Origin of the sequence: Novosphingobium sp. RL4 (assembly GCF_035658495.1) — a bacterium.
Taxonomy (GTDB): domain Bacteria; phylum Pseudomonadota; class Alphaproteobacteria; order Sphingomonadales; family Sphingomonadaceae; genus Novosphingobium.
This window is the reverse complement of record NZ_CP141944.1, coordinates 1171323-1188328: the sequence shown is the minus strand read 5'-3', so window position 1 is coordinate 1188328 and position 17006 is coordinate 1171323. Positions and strand designations below refer to the sequence as shown.

Here is a 17006-nt window from a genome sequence, read left to right as displayed (position 1 = left end):
ATGACTGAAACCACGGGACAAGAGGACAACTGGCGCAATACCATACTCGCCGGCCTCGCCAATTATATCGACGCCGGCTCGATCGTCGCCGGCTCGGCCGCGCTCGCGCTCTGGCAGGAAAGCTACCACCTCTCCAACGACTTCGTCGGCCTGATCGCCGCCTTCGGCCCCAACGCCATCGGCGCGGGCGTGGGTGCGCTGATCGGCGGCTGGCTCTGTGACAAGCTGGGCCGCAAGAAGATCTACCAGTGGGACATGCTGATCTACGCGCTGGGCATGTCGATGCTGGTCTTCGCGGTAGCGCCGTGGATGATCGTGGTCGGCTTCCTGATCGTCGGGCTCGCCGTGGGCGCGGACATTCCCGCAAGCTGGTCGCTGATCGCCGAACAGGCGCCGGACAACAAGCGCGGCAAGCATTCCGGGGTGGCGCAGGCGCTGTGGTATCTCGGCCCGGTCGTGGTGCTGCTGATGAGCCTCGCGCTTACTTCGCTCGGCGTGCTCGGCGCGCGGATCGTCTTCGCGCACCTCGTGGTGATCGCACTCGGCCTTACCCTGCTGCGCTCGAAGATGAAGGAATCGGAGCGCTGGGTGGAAGCCCAGAAATCCGAGGTAAAGCGCCCGCCGGTCTCCAGCCTTTTCAAGGGCAAGTACCTCGCCTCGATCCTCGGGCTCGTGGGCATGTACGGGTTCTGGAACCTCTGGGCCGGTACCAACGGCTTCTTCTTCCCCTATATCCTGCGCACGATGGGCGCGGCCACCCAGGCCCAGAGCGTCGCCATTCAGGCGGTCTCGTTCTTCGTTGCCATGATCTCGGTGACGTTCATCTTCATGCGCCTGTCGGACAAGGTGAACCAGCGCACGCTGTTCATCGTCTCCGCGGTTATTCAGGTCGCGGGCATGATGCTGCTGGCGGTATTCCCGCTGACGATCCCGGTCGCGCTGCTCTATGTCTTCCTGCTGCAATTCGGCGGCGGCTTCGGCGCGCAGAGCTTCTTCCAGCTCTGGAGCTCGGAGATGTTCCCCACCATGCTGCGCTCCACCGCGCAGGGCGTGTGCTTTGCCATCGTGCGCATCTCGCTGGGCGTGTTCAGCTTCTTCGTGCCCATGCTCAACGCCACGGGCTTTACGAACCTTGCCTGGATTCTTACCGGGTTCCTTGTCATCAGCGGGATCATCGGCGCACTCTGGGCGCCGCGCAACGAAGGCAAGTCGCTAGAACAGCTCGAAGCCGAACAGGCCGATCCCGGCCGGACTCAAAAGGAAGCACAAGTCGCATGCACGCCGAGGAACGCGAACGCCTGATACTCGAGGCCGTCGCCGATACGGGCTTCGTGAGCTACCGTGCTCTCGAAGCCCAGCTCGACGCCTCGCCGGCCACGATCCGGCGCGACCTGACGCGGCTGGAGGAATCCGGCCGCATCCTGCGCGTCCACGGCGGCGCCAAGCTGCCCGAGGACGAGAAGCCTGACAGGCCCCAGGGTCTGGCAGGCACGCCCTTCGAGCAGTCCATCACCCAGAACCTGCCCGCCAAGCAGGCCATCGGCCGCGCCGCCGCCCAGCTCTGCCGCCCCGGCGAGGGGATCATGATCGACGGCGGCACCACCACGCTCCAGATGTGCCCCTATCTCGACGGGCTGGACATGCAGGTGCTGACCAACTCGCTGCACATCGTCCACACCCTGCTTCCGCAGACCGGAACGCGGGTGCTGCTGCCGTCAGGCACTGTGTTTCGCGAACAGAACATCGTCCTTGCCCCTGCGGGCGAGGATTCGATGCCGCGCTTCCACGCGCCCAAGCTGTTCATGGGCGCGGCGGCGGTCGGACCTCAGGGGGTGATGCAACAGGACGTGATCCTCGTCGCCGCCGAGCGCCGGTTCATGGACCGGGCCGAGGAAGTGATCCTCATGGTCGACAGCTCGAAGTTCCGCTCCTCCTCGGGCGCGATCGTCTGCGGGCTGGACGAGGTGGACGTGGTTATCACCGATGCGGGCGTGCCGCAGGATATGGCGGAACGGCTGCGGGATCTCGGGGTGAAGGTGATCGTGGTTTAAGGAAGGAAGGTCCGCTCCTTGCGGCGCAGCCAGTAAGTCTTCCGGAGCGCGGAACGCGGTTGGCCCGGCTGACCTCGACAGTATTGGGGGTGCAGGGGGGTGCTGCCCCCCTGCCTTTCCTCTTCCCCCTTTAAAGCGAATTGCGCTTCGCAATCCCACCCAGCACCGAGGCGCTCGGCTTGGGCGTCCGCACGAAAGTCGTGCGGTCCACGCTGCACAGGCCGAAGCGCGGCTTGTAGCCGAAAATCCACTCGTAATTGTCCAGCAGCGACCAGTGCATGTAGCCGAGCACCGGCACCCCATCATCCATGGCCTGCTTCAGCGCTTCCAGCGCGGCGGGAATGAAGCGCGCGCGCAGCGTGTCGTCCTCGGTGCCCACGCCGTGTTCGGAGACCAGCACCGGAACCTTCGTGGCAGCGTGGACATAGCGCACCGCGCCCGCCAGCGACGGCGCCCAGACTTCGGTGCCGGACCAGTTGCGGTCGGCGCCGTCGGGCGCGGGCAGACGGCCCTTGTCGTTCCAGACCGCGCGCTCGTAGTTCTGCACGCCGATGAAATCGTCACCCTTGGCGATCTCCAGCCAGCCGCCGTAAAGTTCGGCGCGGACCTTGTCGCGCAGGGAGTTCTTGCCGGCAGCCTGGTCATCCAGCACCGAGAGCGTGAAGCCCACCGGCAAGTCGCCGCGTACCGCCTTGATCGCGGCGCGTGCGGCCTTGTGCCCGGCCATCTGGCCCGCGACGATGGCGTCCACGTCCTCGCGACCGGCGACATTGGCGCAGAGGAAGCGCTCGACGCCAAGGCGCTTTGTGGCGGCGGCAAGGGTCTGGCGCTGCATGTCCCATACCGGCGGCGGCAGGATGTTCTTGAGAATGAGCAGGATATTCGGCTCGTTCAGCGTCATGGCCATGGCGATATCCGCACCGATCGCGCGGGCCACCTTATCGCAATAGCGGGCGAAGAGCTGTGCCGATTCCGGGTTGGTCCACCCCCCTTGCGCGCTGAACCAGAGCGGCGCGGTGAAGTGGTTGAACGTCACCAGCGGCGCAAGCCCGCGCGCGTGGCAGCCCTCGACGATGCGCTTGTAGTGATCGAGCATGGCCTGAGAGAACAGACCCTTCTCCGGCTCGATCCGCGCCCATTCCACGCCGAAGCGATAGGACGTGAGGCCCAGCGACTTCACGATATCGAGATCGGTCGCCCAGAGTTCCAAGCTGTTCACCGCGTCGCCCGAGGGCTCGGCGAAGACGGTGGGCTTCTGGTTCTCCACGAACCAGAGATCGGAGGAAACGTTGTTGCCCTCGATCTGGTGCGGCGCGGTGGCGGCGCCCCACAGGAAGCCTTTCGGGAAAGCCGGGGCCGGACGCTTCGAGGCCGCATGCGCCATGACCGGCGCAGCCGCTGCCAGCGCGCCCACGGCAAGCAGGCTTCGGCGGTCGAGATTGAGTATCTTGGTCATCGAGAAAGCCCCTCAGGAAAGATCGGCGAAAAAGGAAAGCAGTTCGTCCGACAGCCGGTGGTCCGACGTGCCGAGATGCATGGCCATCGAGTAGTGGTTGTGCCCGGAGGCATAATGCGCGCGCGGCAAGTGACCGTGGCGACCGAGGCGGGCTTGCAGGAGGCTGGCCCATTCGGCCTGGAAACGCGGCGGATCGAACTCGGCGCAGGCGACCATGAGCGGCAGGCCCGTGGCCATCACCGCGCCCATCGGCATGCGCAGGTCGTAGCAGTCCTGCGGGCCGTAATAGCGCATGTCGCGCTCGTCGAGCGGGGTGAAGCCATAGAGGCCCGAGAGCAGCGCCGCGCCGCGCACAAGTGCCGCGTGGTCTTCACGCGCCTTGAGGAAGGCGGAGACATGGACCGCGCCTGCCGAAGTGCCGAGCAGGAAGATCCGCTCCGGATCGCCGCCATGCGCGGCGACGTTCGCCCGCAGCCAGTCGACCGCGAGACCCACGTCTTCCGCGCCCGAGGGCCACATGTGCGCCGGGGCAAGCCGGTAGTTCATCACTGCGCCCACCATGCCGTTCGCCGCTGCCCAGCGCCCTACATGGGCATTCGCCCAGCCGCTTTCGCCGCCCTTGTCGCCGACAAGGAACCCGCCGCCATGAACGAAAAGGACGACGGGGCGCGGGCCCCCGGCCTCCCCCTCGCGGTAGAGATCGAGCCGGTTGCGCGGGTCCGGGCCGTAGGCGCAGTCCACCGACAGCGGCGCAATCCGGGCGGCCAGCGCCTGCTGCTCGGCATCGAACAGGTCCCGGCAGGCGGCCACGATATCGGGGCCGAGCTTCGTGCCCATCGCCGCGATGGCGCGCCCGGTTTCACCAGAGCTCATGCCGGTTCACTCCCTTGTGCGAACAGCCGGGTGAGCGCGAATGTCGTGCCGGCCACGCCCAGCGCGGTGCCATAGACCAGCTTCATGCCCAGTGCGACAAGCCAGCCGATCTCGCGCCACGGTCCGAACAGGCAGAGCGCGGCCAGCAGCGCGGCACTCGCAAGGCCCGCCAGCACCACGCTCAGCACGGTCCGCGCGATGAAGGCCCCTCCGCCGGTCCGCCCTCCGGACCTGCGCAGACTGCCGGAAACCACCAGCAGCGGCACCAGCGAAGACATCAGCGCGATCGCGGCGGCCTGCGGCAGGAAGTCGAGCGCCAGGTTGTCAGGTGCGGCGAAACGAAGGGGGCGGTTTTCCAGCCCGAACACGCCGAGGAAGAACGCCGCGCTCAGCACGAGGTTGATGACCCCGCTGGTGCGCTGCTCCCGCCGCAGCCGGGCTGCGATATTCATGGCCGGCACCCCAGGTCGAAGCTTTGCAGATCGCGGGCGAGATCGACCGCCCCGTGATAGCGCGCGGCGATCCCCGCGCGAATGGCCGGCTCGAACTGCGGCAGCGGGCCGGGCGGGACCGCGAAGTGCGTGAGCACGACCCGGCCGACCCCGGCCTGCGCGGCGATCTCGCCCACGGCCTCGGGCCGCAGGTGATGCGTCGAAAGATGGCGCTCCATCCCGGCCAGCATCTCGGGCGAGGCGTCCTTGCGGCGCGCGCGGATTTCACCGAGCAGAGCATCGAGCGCGATGACTTCGGAAACGAACATGTCGCTGCCCTTCGCCAGCGCGGTGACCGCGGCGCTCGGACCGGTGTCCCCGGTGTAGGTAATGCTGCGCGTGCCCAGCACGAAACGGTAGCTCAGCGAGGCGTTGTCGGGATCGGGCTTGCCGTCATGGTCGAAATGGCTGTTGGCGGCGACCTTCACGCCTGCGCCCGCGCCGAGATCGAGCGATTGCCCGTCCGCGAGTTCGATCACCCGCACCGAGTCCGCCGGACGCGGCGGCGGCGTACCGAGACCGAAGCCGATGCTCCCCGGCGTCGCCATGGAGGCGACGATGCCTTCAACGACGGCCCGCGTGCCGACCGGGCCGTAGACGGTCAGGACACCGGCAAACTGGTTCATCCAGCGCAGGCCGATCACTGCGGCGAGGCCGCCGGTGTGATCGAGATGGTTGTGGCTGATGAACACCGTGTCGACGGCGCCGAGGTCCAGCCCGATGCGGGCAAGCTGGTCCACGGTGCCGTCACCGGTATCGACGAGTATCCGCCGCTCGCCGATGGTGAGGAGATTGGCCGGCTCCGAACGCTCGGCGGTCGGGACCGGTCCGCCCGCCGTCCCCAGCGTCGTCCAGCGCAGCGCCGGGCAGCTTGTGGCCGCAAGCGCGGGAAAGGAAGAGATCGCCACTGCCGAGAGCGCCAGTGCCGTCATTGCGCGTTTCACCTGCATCTTCACCCTTGTTTCGGCGGCCTCTTGCGGGCCATTCGGAAATATGGCCGGAACCTTGTTCGCAAGGTTCCGGCCGGACACGATCAGAACTTCGTTTCGACCTGGACGCCGATGGTGCGGCGGCCTTCGCGGGTCAGCCAGTTCACATAGGCGCCCGAGTCCGCGAAGGGCAGGTGGATGACCGATGCGTGGAAGCGCTGGTCGAGCAGGTTGCGCACGAAGGCGCCGATCCGCCAGTTGCCGTCCGGATGACCGATCCCGGCGGAAAGGCCGATCGTTCCGTAACCGTCCTGATAGGCATAGGCATTGGCCACCGCGTACTGCACGCGGCTGCGGTAGTAGATGTTGGCCGAAGTATCGAACTGGAGGTTGTCGTTGATCGGCAGCTTCACGTCGGCGCCAAGAGTGGCGCTGTACTTGGGCGCGCCCGAAAGCGGCTCGCCCTTGGCCTGCACCAGGCTGGTGACGCCGTCCGCCGCCAGATAGCAGGCATATCCCGCCTTCACGTCCTCGGGGCAGGCAGTCACGTAGTCGGTGAACTTGGTGTCCGAATAGGTGAAGCCGCCGTTGAACGAAAGCACCGGGCTCACCCGCCAGGAAGCATCGATCTCGAAGCCCTTGGCGGTGAAGCCGCCGGCATTCTCGGTCACGAATTCCACGCCGTTGAACACCGAGGTCTGGAGGTTCTTGTACTTGTCGTAGAACAGGTTGGCGTTGAAGGTCACCGCACGGTCGAAGAGCTGCGACTTGATGCCCACGGTGATGTCGCGAACGGTCTGCGGCTTCACGTTGGTGCGCGTGCCGGTGAGGCCGGTGAAGGTCACCGTCGGGCCGAGATAACCACGCGCGATGGTGCCGAACAGCATGACGTCAGGCGTGATCTTGAACTCGGCGCCGCCACGGCCCGACCACGAACCCTTCTTGGTGCTGCCGGTCTGCAGCGCGGTGGGCGTATAGGGCAGGACGAAGCCGGAACCGTCTGCCGCTGGCGTACCCGGCGTGAAGTTGGGATCGAGGATCGAGAAGTACGAGGCCTTCACCCAGTCGTACTGATAGCGCAGGCCGCCGATCAGGCTGAACTGGTCGGAGACGTGGAACTTCCCGTCGAAGAAGGCCGCCAGCGAATCCGACCGCGTCTGGGTATTGCCCTGCCCGCCCGAGATACTGACGATGAAGCTGTCGAACGGGTTGGCCGGGCGAAGCTGGGCGCGGTTGAAGTCGTTGTCGTCACCCACCTTGCGCCGCGAGGCATAGACGCCGGAGGTGAATTCGAGCTGGCTGCCGCTGGGCGAGCTGATGCGCAGTTCCTGCGAAAGAAAGCTCTGGTCGGTGCCGGTCTGCTGGGCGGTGAAGACCGGGACGCTCGAACCGTCGATCGCGAAGACCTGCGGGCCTTCGTCAAGCCGGCGGTAGGCCGTGATCGAGGTCAGGTTATACTCGCCCAGCGCGTAGTTGATCTCCATCGAGGCGCCGTAGTTCTGCTCCGACGAATAGCCGCCGTAGTCCTCGACCGACTTGTTGTTGTCGAAGCCCGCCGTCACGCCAAGCGCCGAGAGGTTGCCGAAACGCGCCGCCATGAGCGGGTTGGCGAAGCTCGGCAGGCGATTGAGCGTCCAGAGCTGGCCCGGACCCTTGCGGCTGATCTTCGAATAGTCGCCGATCAGGTAGATCGACAGGTCGTCGCTGGGCTCGAACAGGAACTTGGCGCGGCCGCCGTAGCTTTCCTCGCCGCCCCAGGTCTCGTCACGGTAGACGTTCTTGAGGAAGCCGTCGTTGCGGCGATAGAAGCCGAACACGGCCAGCGCCGAGTTCTGCGAAACCGGCACGTTGACGCTGGCATTGGCGTTCACTTCGTTCAGTTCGGCGTAGCTCAGGAAGGCCTTGCCGAAGAAGTGCGAAGGGTCCGGCTTCTTCGTGGTGATGTTGATGACGCCGGACGAGGCGTTCTTGCCGAACTGCGTGCCCTGCGGCCCCTTCAGCACTTCGACGCGCTCCAGATCGCCAAGGCTGTTGATCGGGTTGCCGAAGGGAATGACGACGTTGTCGACCACGGTGCCGACGTTCTGTTCCGACGAACTGGAGAAGCCGCCCGCCGAACCCACGCCGCGCAGACGGAAGCCGGAATCGTTGGGCGAGGAACCGAACTGCACGCCCGAGAACTGGTACTGGATGTCGGTCAGCTTCTGGAAGCCGCCTTCGGTAAGCTGCTCGCCGCTAATGGCCGAGACGGCGATCGGCACGTCCTGCAGGCGCTCGGCCCGGCGCGATGCGGTGACGATGATGTCCGTGCCCGAAATCGCCGGTGTCTCGGCGGCCTGCGGCGCGGTGTCCTGCGTCGCTTGCTGAGCCATGGCCGGCGCACTGATCGCGCCGAGCGCGATACCGGAAAGCAGAGTGAACTTGCTGATGAAGGTGTTCATGTTGGTCTCTCCCCAAACGGATTGTTTTTGCCGGTGTTTCCCGGCTGTTTTTGCGACCCGTCAGGTCTCGTCGATGACGGGGTTGGTCAGTGTGCCGATCACGCCGATGGACACTTCCACCGTGTCGCCGGCCTTCAGGTAAAGCGGAGGCTTGCGCTTGTCGCCGACGCCGCCGGGCGTGCCGCTGGCGATCACGTCGCCGGGCTTGAGGTCGGTGAAAGTCGAGCAGTAGGCGATGACCGTGGGGATATCCCAGATCATGTCCGACACCGGCTGATCCTGCACCAGCTCGCCGTTGACTCGGGTCTGCACGCGCTGCGAGGCCAGGTCTTCCACATCGGCAGCGACAACCATCGACGGACCGAAGCCGCCGGTGCCGGGCCAGGTCTTGCCGGGCGTGAACTGGATGTTGTGGCGCTGCCAGTCACGGATAGACCCGTCGTTGAAAGGCGCGAAACCGGCGATGTGCTCCCATGCATTCTCGGGCGCGATGCGGCGGCCGCCCTTGCCGATCACGACGGCCAGTTCGCCCTCGTAGTCGAAGCGCTCGCTTTCGGGCGGGCGGACCATGGCGTCACCGTCAGCGATCAGGCTGTCGGCCCAACGGGTGAAGATCGCCGGGTGCTCCTTCTGCTCGCGGCCGGTCTCGGCAACGTGAGTGGCGTAGTTGAGGCCCACGCAGAGGATCTTTTCCGGGTTCGGAACGACGGGCAGCAGCTTGACGGCATCGGCTGCGAATTCGCCGGTCACGGCCAGCGCGGCAAGATCGCAGGCCAGCACGTCCTTCAGCCAGGCGTCACCGCCGGATGCGCCGAGATCGATCACCTTTTCCCCTTCGAGGCGGCCGAAGCTCTTGGTGCCATCGGGACGTTCGAAGCTGATGTAACGGTTCATGCGTATTCTCCCCTGCCCCGCGTGTCCTGCGGCGGCGGTCAAATGGTCAGAGCGGCGCGGCTTCCCAGTCGCGGCGGAAGCGGAAGCGCTCCTCGGCGCGGCGAAGCCCATCGAAATCCTTGTCCGAGATGCCCCACTGGTCGATGCGGTTCGGTGGCCAGGTCCAGTCTTCCGGTGCGCCGGCCTTGTAGTCCTCCGGCACCTTTTCGACCGCGGTCGAGAACTCGATCACCGGGCCGAACGGGGCGATGAAATAGGCGTAGACATTGGCGCCCGGGCCGTGGCGGCCGGGCCCCCATGCGGGGACCAGGGCGTGATCGCGCAGGCGGCCAATCCCGCGCATCACCGCATCCATGTCCTCCATTTCGAAAGCGACGTGGTTGAGCGAGGCAAAACCGGCACGGGCAAAGGCGGTGGAATGGTGGCTGTCGTTGCAGCGCACGAAGACCATGCCCTTGGTACGGTCGGACACGCGGAAGCCGAGAATGTCCTCCACCGCATGGCCGCAGGCTTCGGCATCGGCGGCGTTGAAGACCACATGCGTGAGCTTCACCGGCAGGTCGCGTCCGGTGATGGGTTCGACTTCGGCAGCGTCCACCAGGAAGCGCAGGATCGTGCCTTCGGGCAGTTCGACCAGCAGGCCGTGCCCGCCGCCGAGATCCTCGCTCACGGTCGGGCTAGCCATCCAACCGGCAGCCGCAATGCGCGCCTTCAGCGCTTCCAGTTCCCCGGCCGTGCAGACGAAGGTGGTCGAGCGGACGAACTCGTCATCCGACTTCTCGAACGCGACGAGGTAGGGGAACGGGCCGGAGCCGCGCAGGTAATGCGTATCGCCTTTCGTTTCGGCGTCGGCCATGCCCCAGATTTCGGTCATGAACGTGGCGGCCGCGGCCGGATCGGGCAGCGCCAGTTCGATGCTGCGCAGTTTCATGGCTTTTGCTCCTGAAGAAGACCCGCCGCGCGGATACCGGCGCGGGCACACTGGGCATCGCACTCGCCCGTGTCACCGCTGACGCCTACGGCGCCGATCAGGGTGCCGGTGGCATCGCGGATCACTACCCCCCCGGGCGAGAACGCGATGCGGCCGCCGACGGCAGCGGTGACGCTTTGAAAGAAGATCGGGTTGCCCTTGGCCCGCTCGGCCAGCACGGCGGTATCCGCGTCCATGCCCACGGCGCCCTCGGCCTTGGCCTTGGCAATGTCGAAACGGTAGAGGCTCGCCCCGTCCTCGCGGGCGAAGGCGACCGGGTGCGCGCCCGCGTCCAGCACGATCACTGCCAGCCTCTTGGCATTGCGTGCCCGTGCTTCGGCGAGGGTGCCGGTGACGATGGTCTGGGCCTGAGCCAGCGTGAGAGTCATGCGGCAAGCTCCTGATGGCTGGAAAGCTGCGCCGCACGGGCGGCAAGAAGGTCTTCGGCGCTGTGGCTGGCCGTGCCGAAAACGTAGTGATCGGGGCGGATCAGCACGGCATCGGCGCCATGTTCGTCGAGCCAGGCGGTGACCGCGCCATTGTCCGGCAGAGTGCCGACGGAAATGCGGGTGACGCCCTCTGCGCTGCCGGGCACCGCATCGTCGCGAACGAACAAGCGCCAGTCGCCGCCGGTCAGGTCGTCAAGCTTGCGGCCATCGGTCAGCACCGGCTGCACGAAGCGCACGCCTGCGCCAGAGGTCTGCGCGAGAACTAGGCCATCGGCGATGGCGGGGATCAGATCGTGCGCTGTCTCTCCGGCCTTCTGGCGCGCTTCCTCGCGGATGCGGGCATCGCGCGCGGCAGCCTCGACAGGATCGAGTTCGCAGATGTACCGGCCGGCAGCAACAGCCGCGCCGATCACCGCGCGGACATGCGGATCGCGCTCACGCTGATAGGTGCCCAGCACGGAAGGCGCGGCACCGTGATTGGCCACCGCATCCATCTTCCAGGCCAGATTGGCGACATCGCGCAGGCCATGGCACATGCCCTGCCCGAAGAACGGCGGCGTCTGGTGCGCGGCGTCTCCGGCGAGGAAGACGTTGCCGACCTGCCACTGATGCGCGACGAGCCCGTGGAAGCGATACGTGGCGGCGCGCACGATCCTGTGCGGAACATCGGCCATCCACGCACCGACCAGTTCAGCTACCTTTTCCGGCGCCATCATCGCGGTGTCGTCCTCGCCGGGGAGCAGCATGAACTCCCAGCGGCGATGGTCGCGGCGGCCGGGAACCACGGTGGCCGGGCGCGAAGGATCGCACATCATCACCGAAAGACGCTGGAGATCGGCCCCCTCGGGCACCCCGGAAAGCTGCGGGAAGGCAACCGGGCCTTCCACTTCGGCATCGACGACGAGCCAGGGCTCCTCGAAATCGAGATCGTCCAGCCCGACGCCCAGTGCCTTGCGGACAGAGCTGCGCGCCCCGTCGCAGGCGATGACCCAGCGGGCGCGGGCGCTGCCGGCATCGCCATCCTCGCTGTAGTCGACAGTCACGCCGTCATCGTCCTGCGTAAGGCCGAGGAAGGTGGCGCCCAGCACGAGTTCGACATTGTCCCTGTCCGCAAACCCCTCGCGCAAGTGCGCTTCGAGTTCGGGCTGGTAGAAGAAGTAATCGTTGGCCCACCCGAACGGGCGCGGCTTGCCCACGGTGCCCATGTAGCGGATCACGCCGTGGTCGGCGCCGACATGGAGGTGCCCGTCGGTGGCGATCATGTCGCCCTGCACGCGATCGATCACACCGGCGGACTGGAACAGGCGCATCATCTCGTGATCGAGATGGACCGCGCGCGGCAGCGGGTAGTGTTCCAGTTCCCGTTCGAGAACCAGTACCTTGAGCCCTTTCAGGCCGAGAAGGTTCGCGGCCAGCGCGCCCACAGGGCCGCAGCCTACGACAACCACGTCGTACGACATCATTTTAGCCCTTGGTTACTCGGTTGCTTCGATCTCGGCAGGCGCCTTGTGGAACGCCCCGCCCTTCATGATCATCTTCAGCCGGTCCTTGTCCTGCAGCACCGCGACATCCGCCGTGGGATCGCCGTCGACCAGCAGGAGGTCGGCCAGCCAACCCTCCTTCACCAGCCCGACCTCAAGTCCCATCAACTCGCCGCCGTACTGGGTGGCGGAGCGCAGGGCTTCGGCGGGTGTGAAGCCGAAATACTGCACGAAATGCTCCAGATCGCGGGCATTGCGGCCATGCGGATTGAACGGGAAACCGTAATCGCCGCCGGTCAGGATGCGCACGCCGCGCGCCTTGAGTTCAGGCACCAGCTTGCCTTCAAGGCCCATGCGCTCATGCGCGCTGGCCTTCATGTGCGTCATGTCTACATGCGGCGGCGGGTTGGCCTCGATGGCGGCCACCGAAACGCCGGGACCGGGCGCGTAGAAGAACTTGTCCTTGTCCGCCGCCATACGCTCCACGGTCGCCGCGTCCGCGAAGGAGCAGTGGTAGAGAATGCGCGCACCGGCATCGAGAGCAAGACCGATGGCTTCCGGCGAATAGGCGTGAGTGGCGATCCACATGCCCGCCTCGCGGGTCGCTTCGCCGGCGGCGAGCATTTCCTCACGGGTATAGAGCACCTGCATCGCCGAGCCGGGCTTCAGCGCATCCTCGCCGGAGACGACCAGCTTGATCGACTTTACGCCCTCGTCTTTGCAGTAGGACACGAACCGCCGCATCGCCTCGGGCCCGCGCCCGTTGAACACGTCTCCGGTCTCGACGCCTTCGTCGCCTTCCGGGCTGCGTTCGAGGGTGGAGGGCACCATGCGCGGCCCCGGCGTTTCGCCCGCGGCAATGGCCTGCGCCAGCTCCGGTTCGATCATGTCGCCCAGCGCACCGGCCGAATAGATCGAGGTGAAGCCGTGGTCCAGCAGCACCCGCGCATTGCGCCATGCCGCGACCTTCAACTCGTCAGGCGGGAGGATGAACTGGTGGTAGATCTTCTCGACCGAGGAGCCCCAGGTGAGGTGCGTATGCGCGTCGACCAGTCCGGGCATCAGGGTCATGCCGTGCCCGTCGATCACCAGATCGGCCTGCTCCTCCGCCAGCGCGTCGGCGCCGAAGGCAAGACGGGCGATCCGCTCACCGTCCACCAGCACCGAGCCGGTCTGGAGAGCGCTGCCGCTGCCGTCGAAAATGGAAACCTGGCGGATCAGGGTCCGCATCGCTCTCTCTCCCGGTTTTTGTCGTTCGGATTGAGAGTGGTTCTAGCGCTCTATCTGCCCTCAAGTAAAATAATGAGTTTTGGATTTGCCATAGCTAAAGACTATGGAATGGCCGGCAAGGCATGAAGCATGGCTTCGGCCAGCGGCGAAAGCCGCCGCCCGGCCAGGCGCAGCACCCCGACACTGCGTTCGAAAACGGCTTCCTCGATGGCGATGGCGCGGATCGAACCGTCCGGCGCACCGTCCAGCGCGACCGCGCGCGGCAGCACCGTGACGCGGTCGGTCTCCCGCACGATGGCCCGCGTCGTCAGCAGCGAATCGCAGCGGATCGTCGTGCGCGGCACCGAAACGCCGGCGGCGATGAACAGCGCGTCGACCTGCCGCCGGAACGCGCCGCGCGCCTCGGGCAGCACCCAGGGATAGTGCTCGACATCGCGCAGCGAGACACGCTCCCCCAGGTCGGCATGGCTCGGGCCGACGATCAGCGCGAAGGGATCGCGCGCGCAGGTCACTTCCGCGACGTCCGAAGGCACGTTCTGGATGCGCGTGGTGACGAAGGCCAGTTCGATTTCCCCCTTGCGCAACATGTCGAGCAACTGTTCGTCCGGCCGTTCGACCGCGCTGAGAGCGAAATCTCCCACCGCCTGCTCCACCCGCATGATCGCGCCGGGAAGCAGGGTGAGCAAGGCGCCCGGCGTTCCCCCGATCCGCAGCGGCCCGGCAATGCGGTGACGGGCATGCTCCACATCGCTCACCGCGTCGGAAAGCAGGCGCGCCATGGCCTCGGCCGGGCGGCGCAGCACTTCGCCTTCCCGCGTGAGGACGATGCCGCCGCGCCGGCGCTCGAACAAGGTCACGCCAAGGCGGCGCTCCAGCAGGGCGATGGTATTGGAGACGGAAGGCTGAGACAGGTTCAGCGCCCGCGCCGCCGCGCTGATCGAGCCGGTTTCGCAAACGGTGCGAAAGGTCATCAGCGCGCGGGGATCGATCGCGGGAAGACGCGCAAGCGGCTGCGACGTCGCTGTTTCATCCGCCATGCCGGTCCCGTCCCTCTCGTCGATCCATTCGCTTTCGCATCTGGAGGCAATCGGGGAACCGATCAAGCCGGACGAAGGACGCCAAAGCTAGATCTGGCGCTTTTCCAGCTTGCGGGCGAGCGTGCGGCGATGAAGGCCGAGGCGGCGCGCGGCCTCGGATATGTTGAATTCGCATTCCACCAGAGTGCGGTGAATATACTCCCATTCCAGCGTCTTGATCGAACTGCGCCGCCCGTCGACCGGGACGCTGGCGTCCCCCTCGATGCTGGTGAAGGCGGCCTCGATATCGTCGGTATTCGAGGGCTTGGCGAGATAGTGCGAGGCGCCGAGCTTGATCGCCTCCACCGCAGTGGCGATCGAGGCGTAGCCGGTCAGCACGACGATCCGCGTCTCGGGAGAACGGGCGTGAAGCGACTGCACGACCGCCAGCCCCGAGGACGCGCCCAGCTTGAGATCGACCACGGCATAGTCGAACACTTCGTCCTCGCTCAGCGTCTCGGCCTCGTCCGGGCTGCCGGCCGAGCTGACGCGATAACCGCGCCGTTCGAAGGAGCGGCGCAGGGTGCGTGCGAAAGTGGGATCATCCTCGACGATCAGCAGGCTCGCGCCGTCGGGATCGATCATTGCTGCTTCTGTCATGGCGCCCCGGCTGTGTCCTCGCCCTTCCTGGGCTCGTAGGCCAGTGTAGCAAGGGGAATGGCAAGTTGCACCCTTGCGCCGCCATCGGGCAGATTGTCGACCGCGACCTTGCCGCCCAGCTTGCGGATCACGTTGACGACAAGGAACAGCCCCAGCCCGCCGCCGTCGCGTCCCTTGGTCGAAGCATAGGGCTGGCCGACACGGGGCAGCATGTCCGCCGCGAAGCCGGGACCCCGGTCGCTCACGGTCAGCACCAGCCCGCCGTGCTCCACCCAGGCCTCGATCACCACGAGGTCGGGCGAGACTTCGACGGCATTGTCGATCACGTTGCCGATCACCTGCCTGAGGCCGGGATCGGAGACGATCGGGCGATCCTCGGCGATGCGGTCGATGAAGCGCAGCTCGCCGGGCATGCGCGCGCGCCATTCCTCGAGGATTTCGCCGATGAACCCGCGCATGGTCGTCACCGCCGGCGCCACCCCCCGGATTTCCCCGGCCGACATCAGGATGCCGCTGACGATGTTCTTACACCGCGCCAGTTCGCGGCGCACGTCGGCAAGGTCCGCCGCGAGGTCGGGATCGTCGGCGATGCCAGGCTGGTGGCTCCAGTCCCCCAGGATCACCGAGATCGAGGACAGCGGCGTGCCAAGCTCATGCGCCGCGCCGGAAGCGAGCAGGCCCATGCGGATGATGTGATCCTCCTCCACCGCCTGCTGGCGCAGTGCCGCCAGCTTGGCGTCGCTCTCGCGCCGGGTGAAGTCGAGCCGCGCCACGAAGACGATCAGCAGCACCGCTGCCAGCACGAAGCAGAACAGGCTGCCGTAGATATAGAGTTCGAAGGGATGCTCCGCATAGCGGGCGGGCAATTGCAGCGGAACGTAGAAGAACGTCAGCAGCAGCATGCAGAGGCAGGCGTTGATCGCGACCAGCGAACTCCATCCCAGGTCGAGGATCACCGCCGCGATCACGATCTGGAGCAGGAACAGGAAGGTGAAGGGATTGGTCGCGCCGCCGCTGTGGTAGAGCTGCCAGCACAGCGCGATCACGTCGACCATCAGCGCGGAGAACAACTCGCCCTGCGTGAAGTCCCGCCGGCGGGCAACCACGCTGGCCGATGCGAGATTGACGACGATCAGCAGCAGCGGCGCCAGCAGCAGCGGCGCCAGTTCCAACCTGACCCCCAGTCCCTGCGAGACGATGACGATGGTGGCGAGCTGGCCGAACACCGCCGTCCAGCGCAACTGCGTCAGCAGCACGACATTGGCCCGGCTCGCCGATCCGCCGGGCACGCCGTGCGGCGCGAACAGGGCGATCAGCCGTTCCATCGTCTCCGGCGCCAGACGAAGAGCAGCGCCATGATCGACATCGCCGCCAGCGCGAACCAGGTGAGCGCATAGGTGAGGTGATTGTCGGGGAACTGGATCTGGGTAAGGCCCGGCACCGGCGCGGCCACCCCGGGCACCGGAGCGCCCTTCTCCATTTGCGCATCGACGAAGACCGGAACGACCGCCCCCACGCCGCGCGCCTGCGCCATGGCGCGGACATCGCGCGAATACCAGCGGTCGGCGCCGGGCTGGTTGGACTGGAGCAGGCTGCCCCCCGCCTCGGTCGGGCGCAGCAGGCCGGTAACCTCGACCGGGCCTGACGGCGTGGTCGCCGCAGCTGCCTGCACCCTGGTTCCGGCGGGCAGGAAGCCCCGGTTGATCCACACCTGCCGCCCGTCGCCCAGTTGCAGCGGCGTCATCGTCCAGTAGCCGGTGCCGAGGCCGGTGGCCGCGCGGACCAGCACGGTGGCCTTGCCCTCGTAAGTGCCGGAGACGTGGACGCGCAGGTATTCGAGGTCCTTCGGCGCAATTGCCGCCAGTCTCGCCTCAGCCGGAAGCGGCACCGGCGCGGCATGGACGCGCGCGTCGACCCGGGCGATCAGCGCGTGCTTCCAATGCATCCGCTGCACCTGCCACACGCCCAGCGCCACGAAGCCGCAGAGCGCCACCAGCAGAAACGCGGCGAGCCCCCAGGGCCGCCGCGCTTCCGTTTGATCCGTTTCTGTCCGCATGTGTTCGGT

At 66.6% G+C, this 17006-nt stretch carries 16 protein-coding genes; 2 read left to right on the top strand and 14 right to left on the bottom strand.

The annotated features are described in order from the left end of the window. Both U9J33_RS05770 and U9J33_RS05765 read left to right on the top strand, forming a co-directional pair. Complete coding sequence (locus U9J33_RS05770; RefSeq protein WP_156336735.1) at positions 1–1302, top strand: MFS transporter; 1302 nt, start codon at positions 1–3, stop codon at positions 1300–1302. Then, the gene (locus tag U9J33_RS05765; RefSeq protein ID WP_054440198.1) at positions 1275–2051 is read left to right on the top strand and encodes a DeoR/GlpR family DNA-binding transcription regulator; all 777 of its coding nucleotides are present in this window, start codon (positions 1275–1277) and stop codon (positions 2049–2051) included. Before U9J33_RS05770 ends, U9J33_RS05765 begins: the two co-directional genes overlap by 28 nt. Before the next feature lie 130 nt (positions 2052–2181). Here U9J33_RS05765 and U9J33_RS05760 read toward each other — a convergent pair whose 3' ends face one another. The 14 genes from U9J33_RS05760 to U9J33_RS05695 form a co-directional block, all read right to left on the bottom strand. Further along, positions 2182–3507, bottom strand: a complete 1326-nt coding sequence (locus U9J33_RS05760) for a glycoside hydrolase family 1 protein (protein ID WP_324698480.1) — start codon at positions 3505–3507, stop codon at positions 2182–2184. Positions 3508–3519: 12 nt separating this feature from the next. Beyond that, positions 3520–4380, bottom strand: a complete 861-nt coding sequence (locus U9J33_RS05755; RefSeq protein ID WP_132469037.1) for an alpha/beta hydrolase — start codon at positions 4378–4380, stop codon at positions 3520–3522. Beyond that, positions 4377–4832: a hypothetical protein gene (locus U9J33_RS05750; protein WP_324698478.1), complete on the bottom strand. Its 456-nt coding sequence runs from the start codon at positions 4830–4832 to the stop codon at positions 4377–4379. The genes U9J33_RS05755 and U9J33_RS05750 overlap by 4 nt, the downstream gene beginning before the upstream one ends. After that, a complete protein-coding gene (locus tag U9J33_RS05745; RefSeq protein WP_185997869.1) occupies positions 4829–5821 on the bottom strand; it encodes an MBL fold metallo-hydrolase in 993 nt (330 codons plus the stop codon). Before U9J33_RS05745 ends, U9J33_RS05750 begins: the two co-directional genes overlap by 4 nt. 83 nt (positions 5822–5904) lie before the next feature. Continuing rightward, positions 5905–8241 (bottom strand): TonB-dependent receptor, encoded by a 2337-nt coding sequence (locus U9J33_RS05740; protein ID WP_324698476.1) that lies wholly within the window; start codon positions 8239–8241, stop codon positions 5905–5907. Between the two features lie 60 nt (positions 8242–8301). Continuing rightward, positions 8302–9135 carry a fumarylacetoacetate hydrolase family protein gene (locus U9J33_RS05735; RefSeq protein WP_324698474.1) on the bottom strand — a complete coding sequence of 278 codons (834 nt, stop codon included), beginning with the start codon at positions 9133–9135 and terminating at the stop codon, positions 8302–8304. 46 nt (positions 9136–9181) lie between these two features. Then, positions 9182–10066 carry a VOC family protein gene (locus U9J33_RS05730; RefSeq protein WP_324698472.1) on the bottom strand — a complete coding sequence of 295 codons (885 nt, stop codon included), beginning with the start codon at positions 10064–10066 and terminating at the stop codon, positions 9182–9184. Then, a complete protein-coding gene (locus U9J33_RS05725) occupies positions 10063–10494 on the bottom strand; it encodes a GlcG/HbpS family heme-binding protein (protein WP_185997873.1) in 432 nt (143 codons plus the stop codon). Before U9J33_RS05725 ends, U9J33_RS05730 begins: the two co-directional genes overlap by 4 nt. Further along, positions 10491–12014: a bifunctional 3-(3-hydroxy-phenyl)propionate/3-hydroxycinnamic acid hydroxylase gene (locus tag U9J33_RS05720; protein WP_420719876.1), complete on the bottom strand. Its 1524-nt coding sequence runs from the start codon at positions 12012–12014 to the stop codon at positions 10491–10493. The genes U9J33_RS05725 and U9J33_RS05720 overlap by 4 nt, the downstream gene beginning before the upstream one ends. Positions 12015–12029: 15 nt before the next feature. Continuing rightward, entirely contained in the window at positions 12030–13265 is a 1236-nt protein-coding gene (locus U9J33_RS05715) for an amidohydrolase family protein (RefSeq protein ID WP_324698467.1), read from the bottom strand. A 101-nt stretch (positions 13266–13366) separates the two neighbouring features. Continuing rightward, on the bottom strand, positions 13367–14236 hold the full coding sequence (locus U9J33_RS05710; protein ID WP_243692626.1) for a LysR family transcriptional regulator: 870 nt from the start codon (positions 14234–14236) through the stop codon (positions 13367–13369). Between the two features lie 153 nt (positions 14237–14389). After that, a complete protein-coding gene (locus U9J33_RS05705; protein ID WP_054440180.1) occupies positions 14390–14941 on the bottom strand; it encodes a response regulator transcription factor in 552 nt (183 codons plus the stop codon). Beyond that, positions 14938–16266, bottom strand: coding sequence for an ATP-binding protein (locus tag U9J33_RS05700; RefSeq protein WP_132469036.1), 1329 nt, complete (start codon positions 16264–16266; stop codon positions 14938–14940). The genes U9J33_RS05705 and U9J33_RS05700 overlap by 4 nt, the downstream gene beginning before the upstream one ends. Further along, entirely contained in the window at positions 16254–16997 is a 744-nt protein-coding gene (locus U9J33_RS05695; RefSeq protein WP_324698464.1) for an SURF1 family protein, read from the bottom strand. The genes U9J33_RS05700 and U9J33_RS05695 overlap by 13 nt, the downstream gene beginning before the upstream one ends. Positions 16998–17006: the final 9 nt, after the last annotated feature.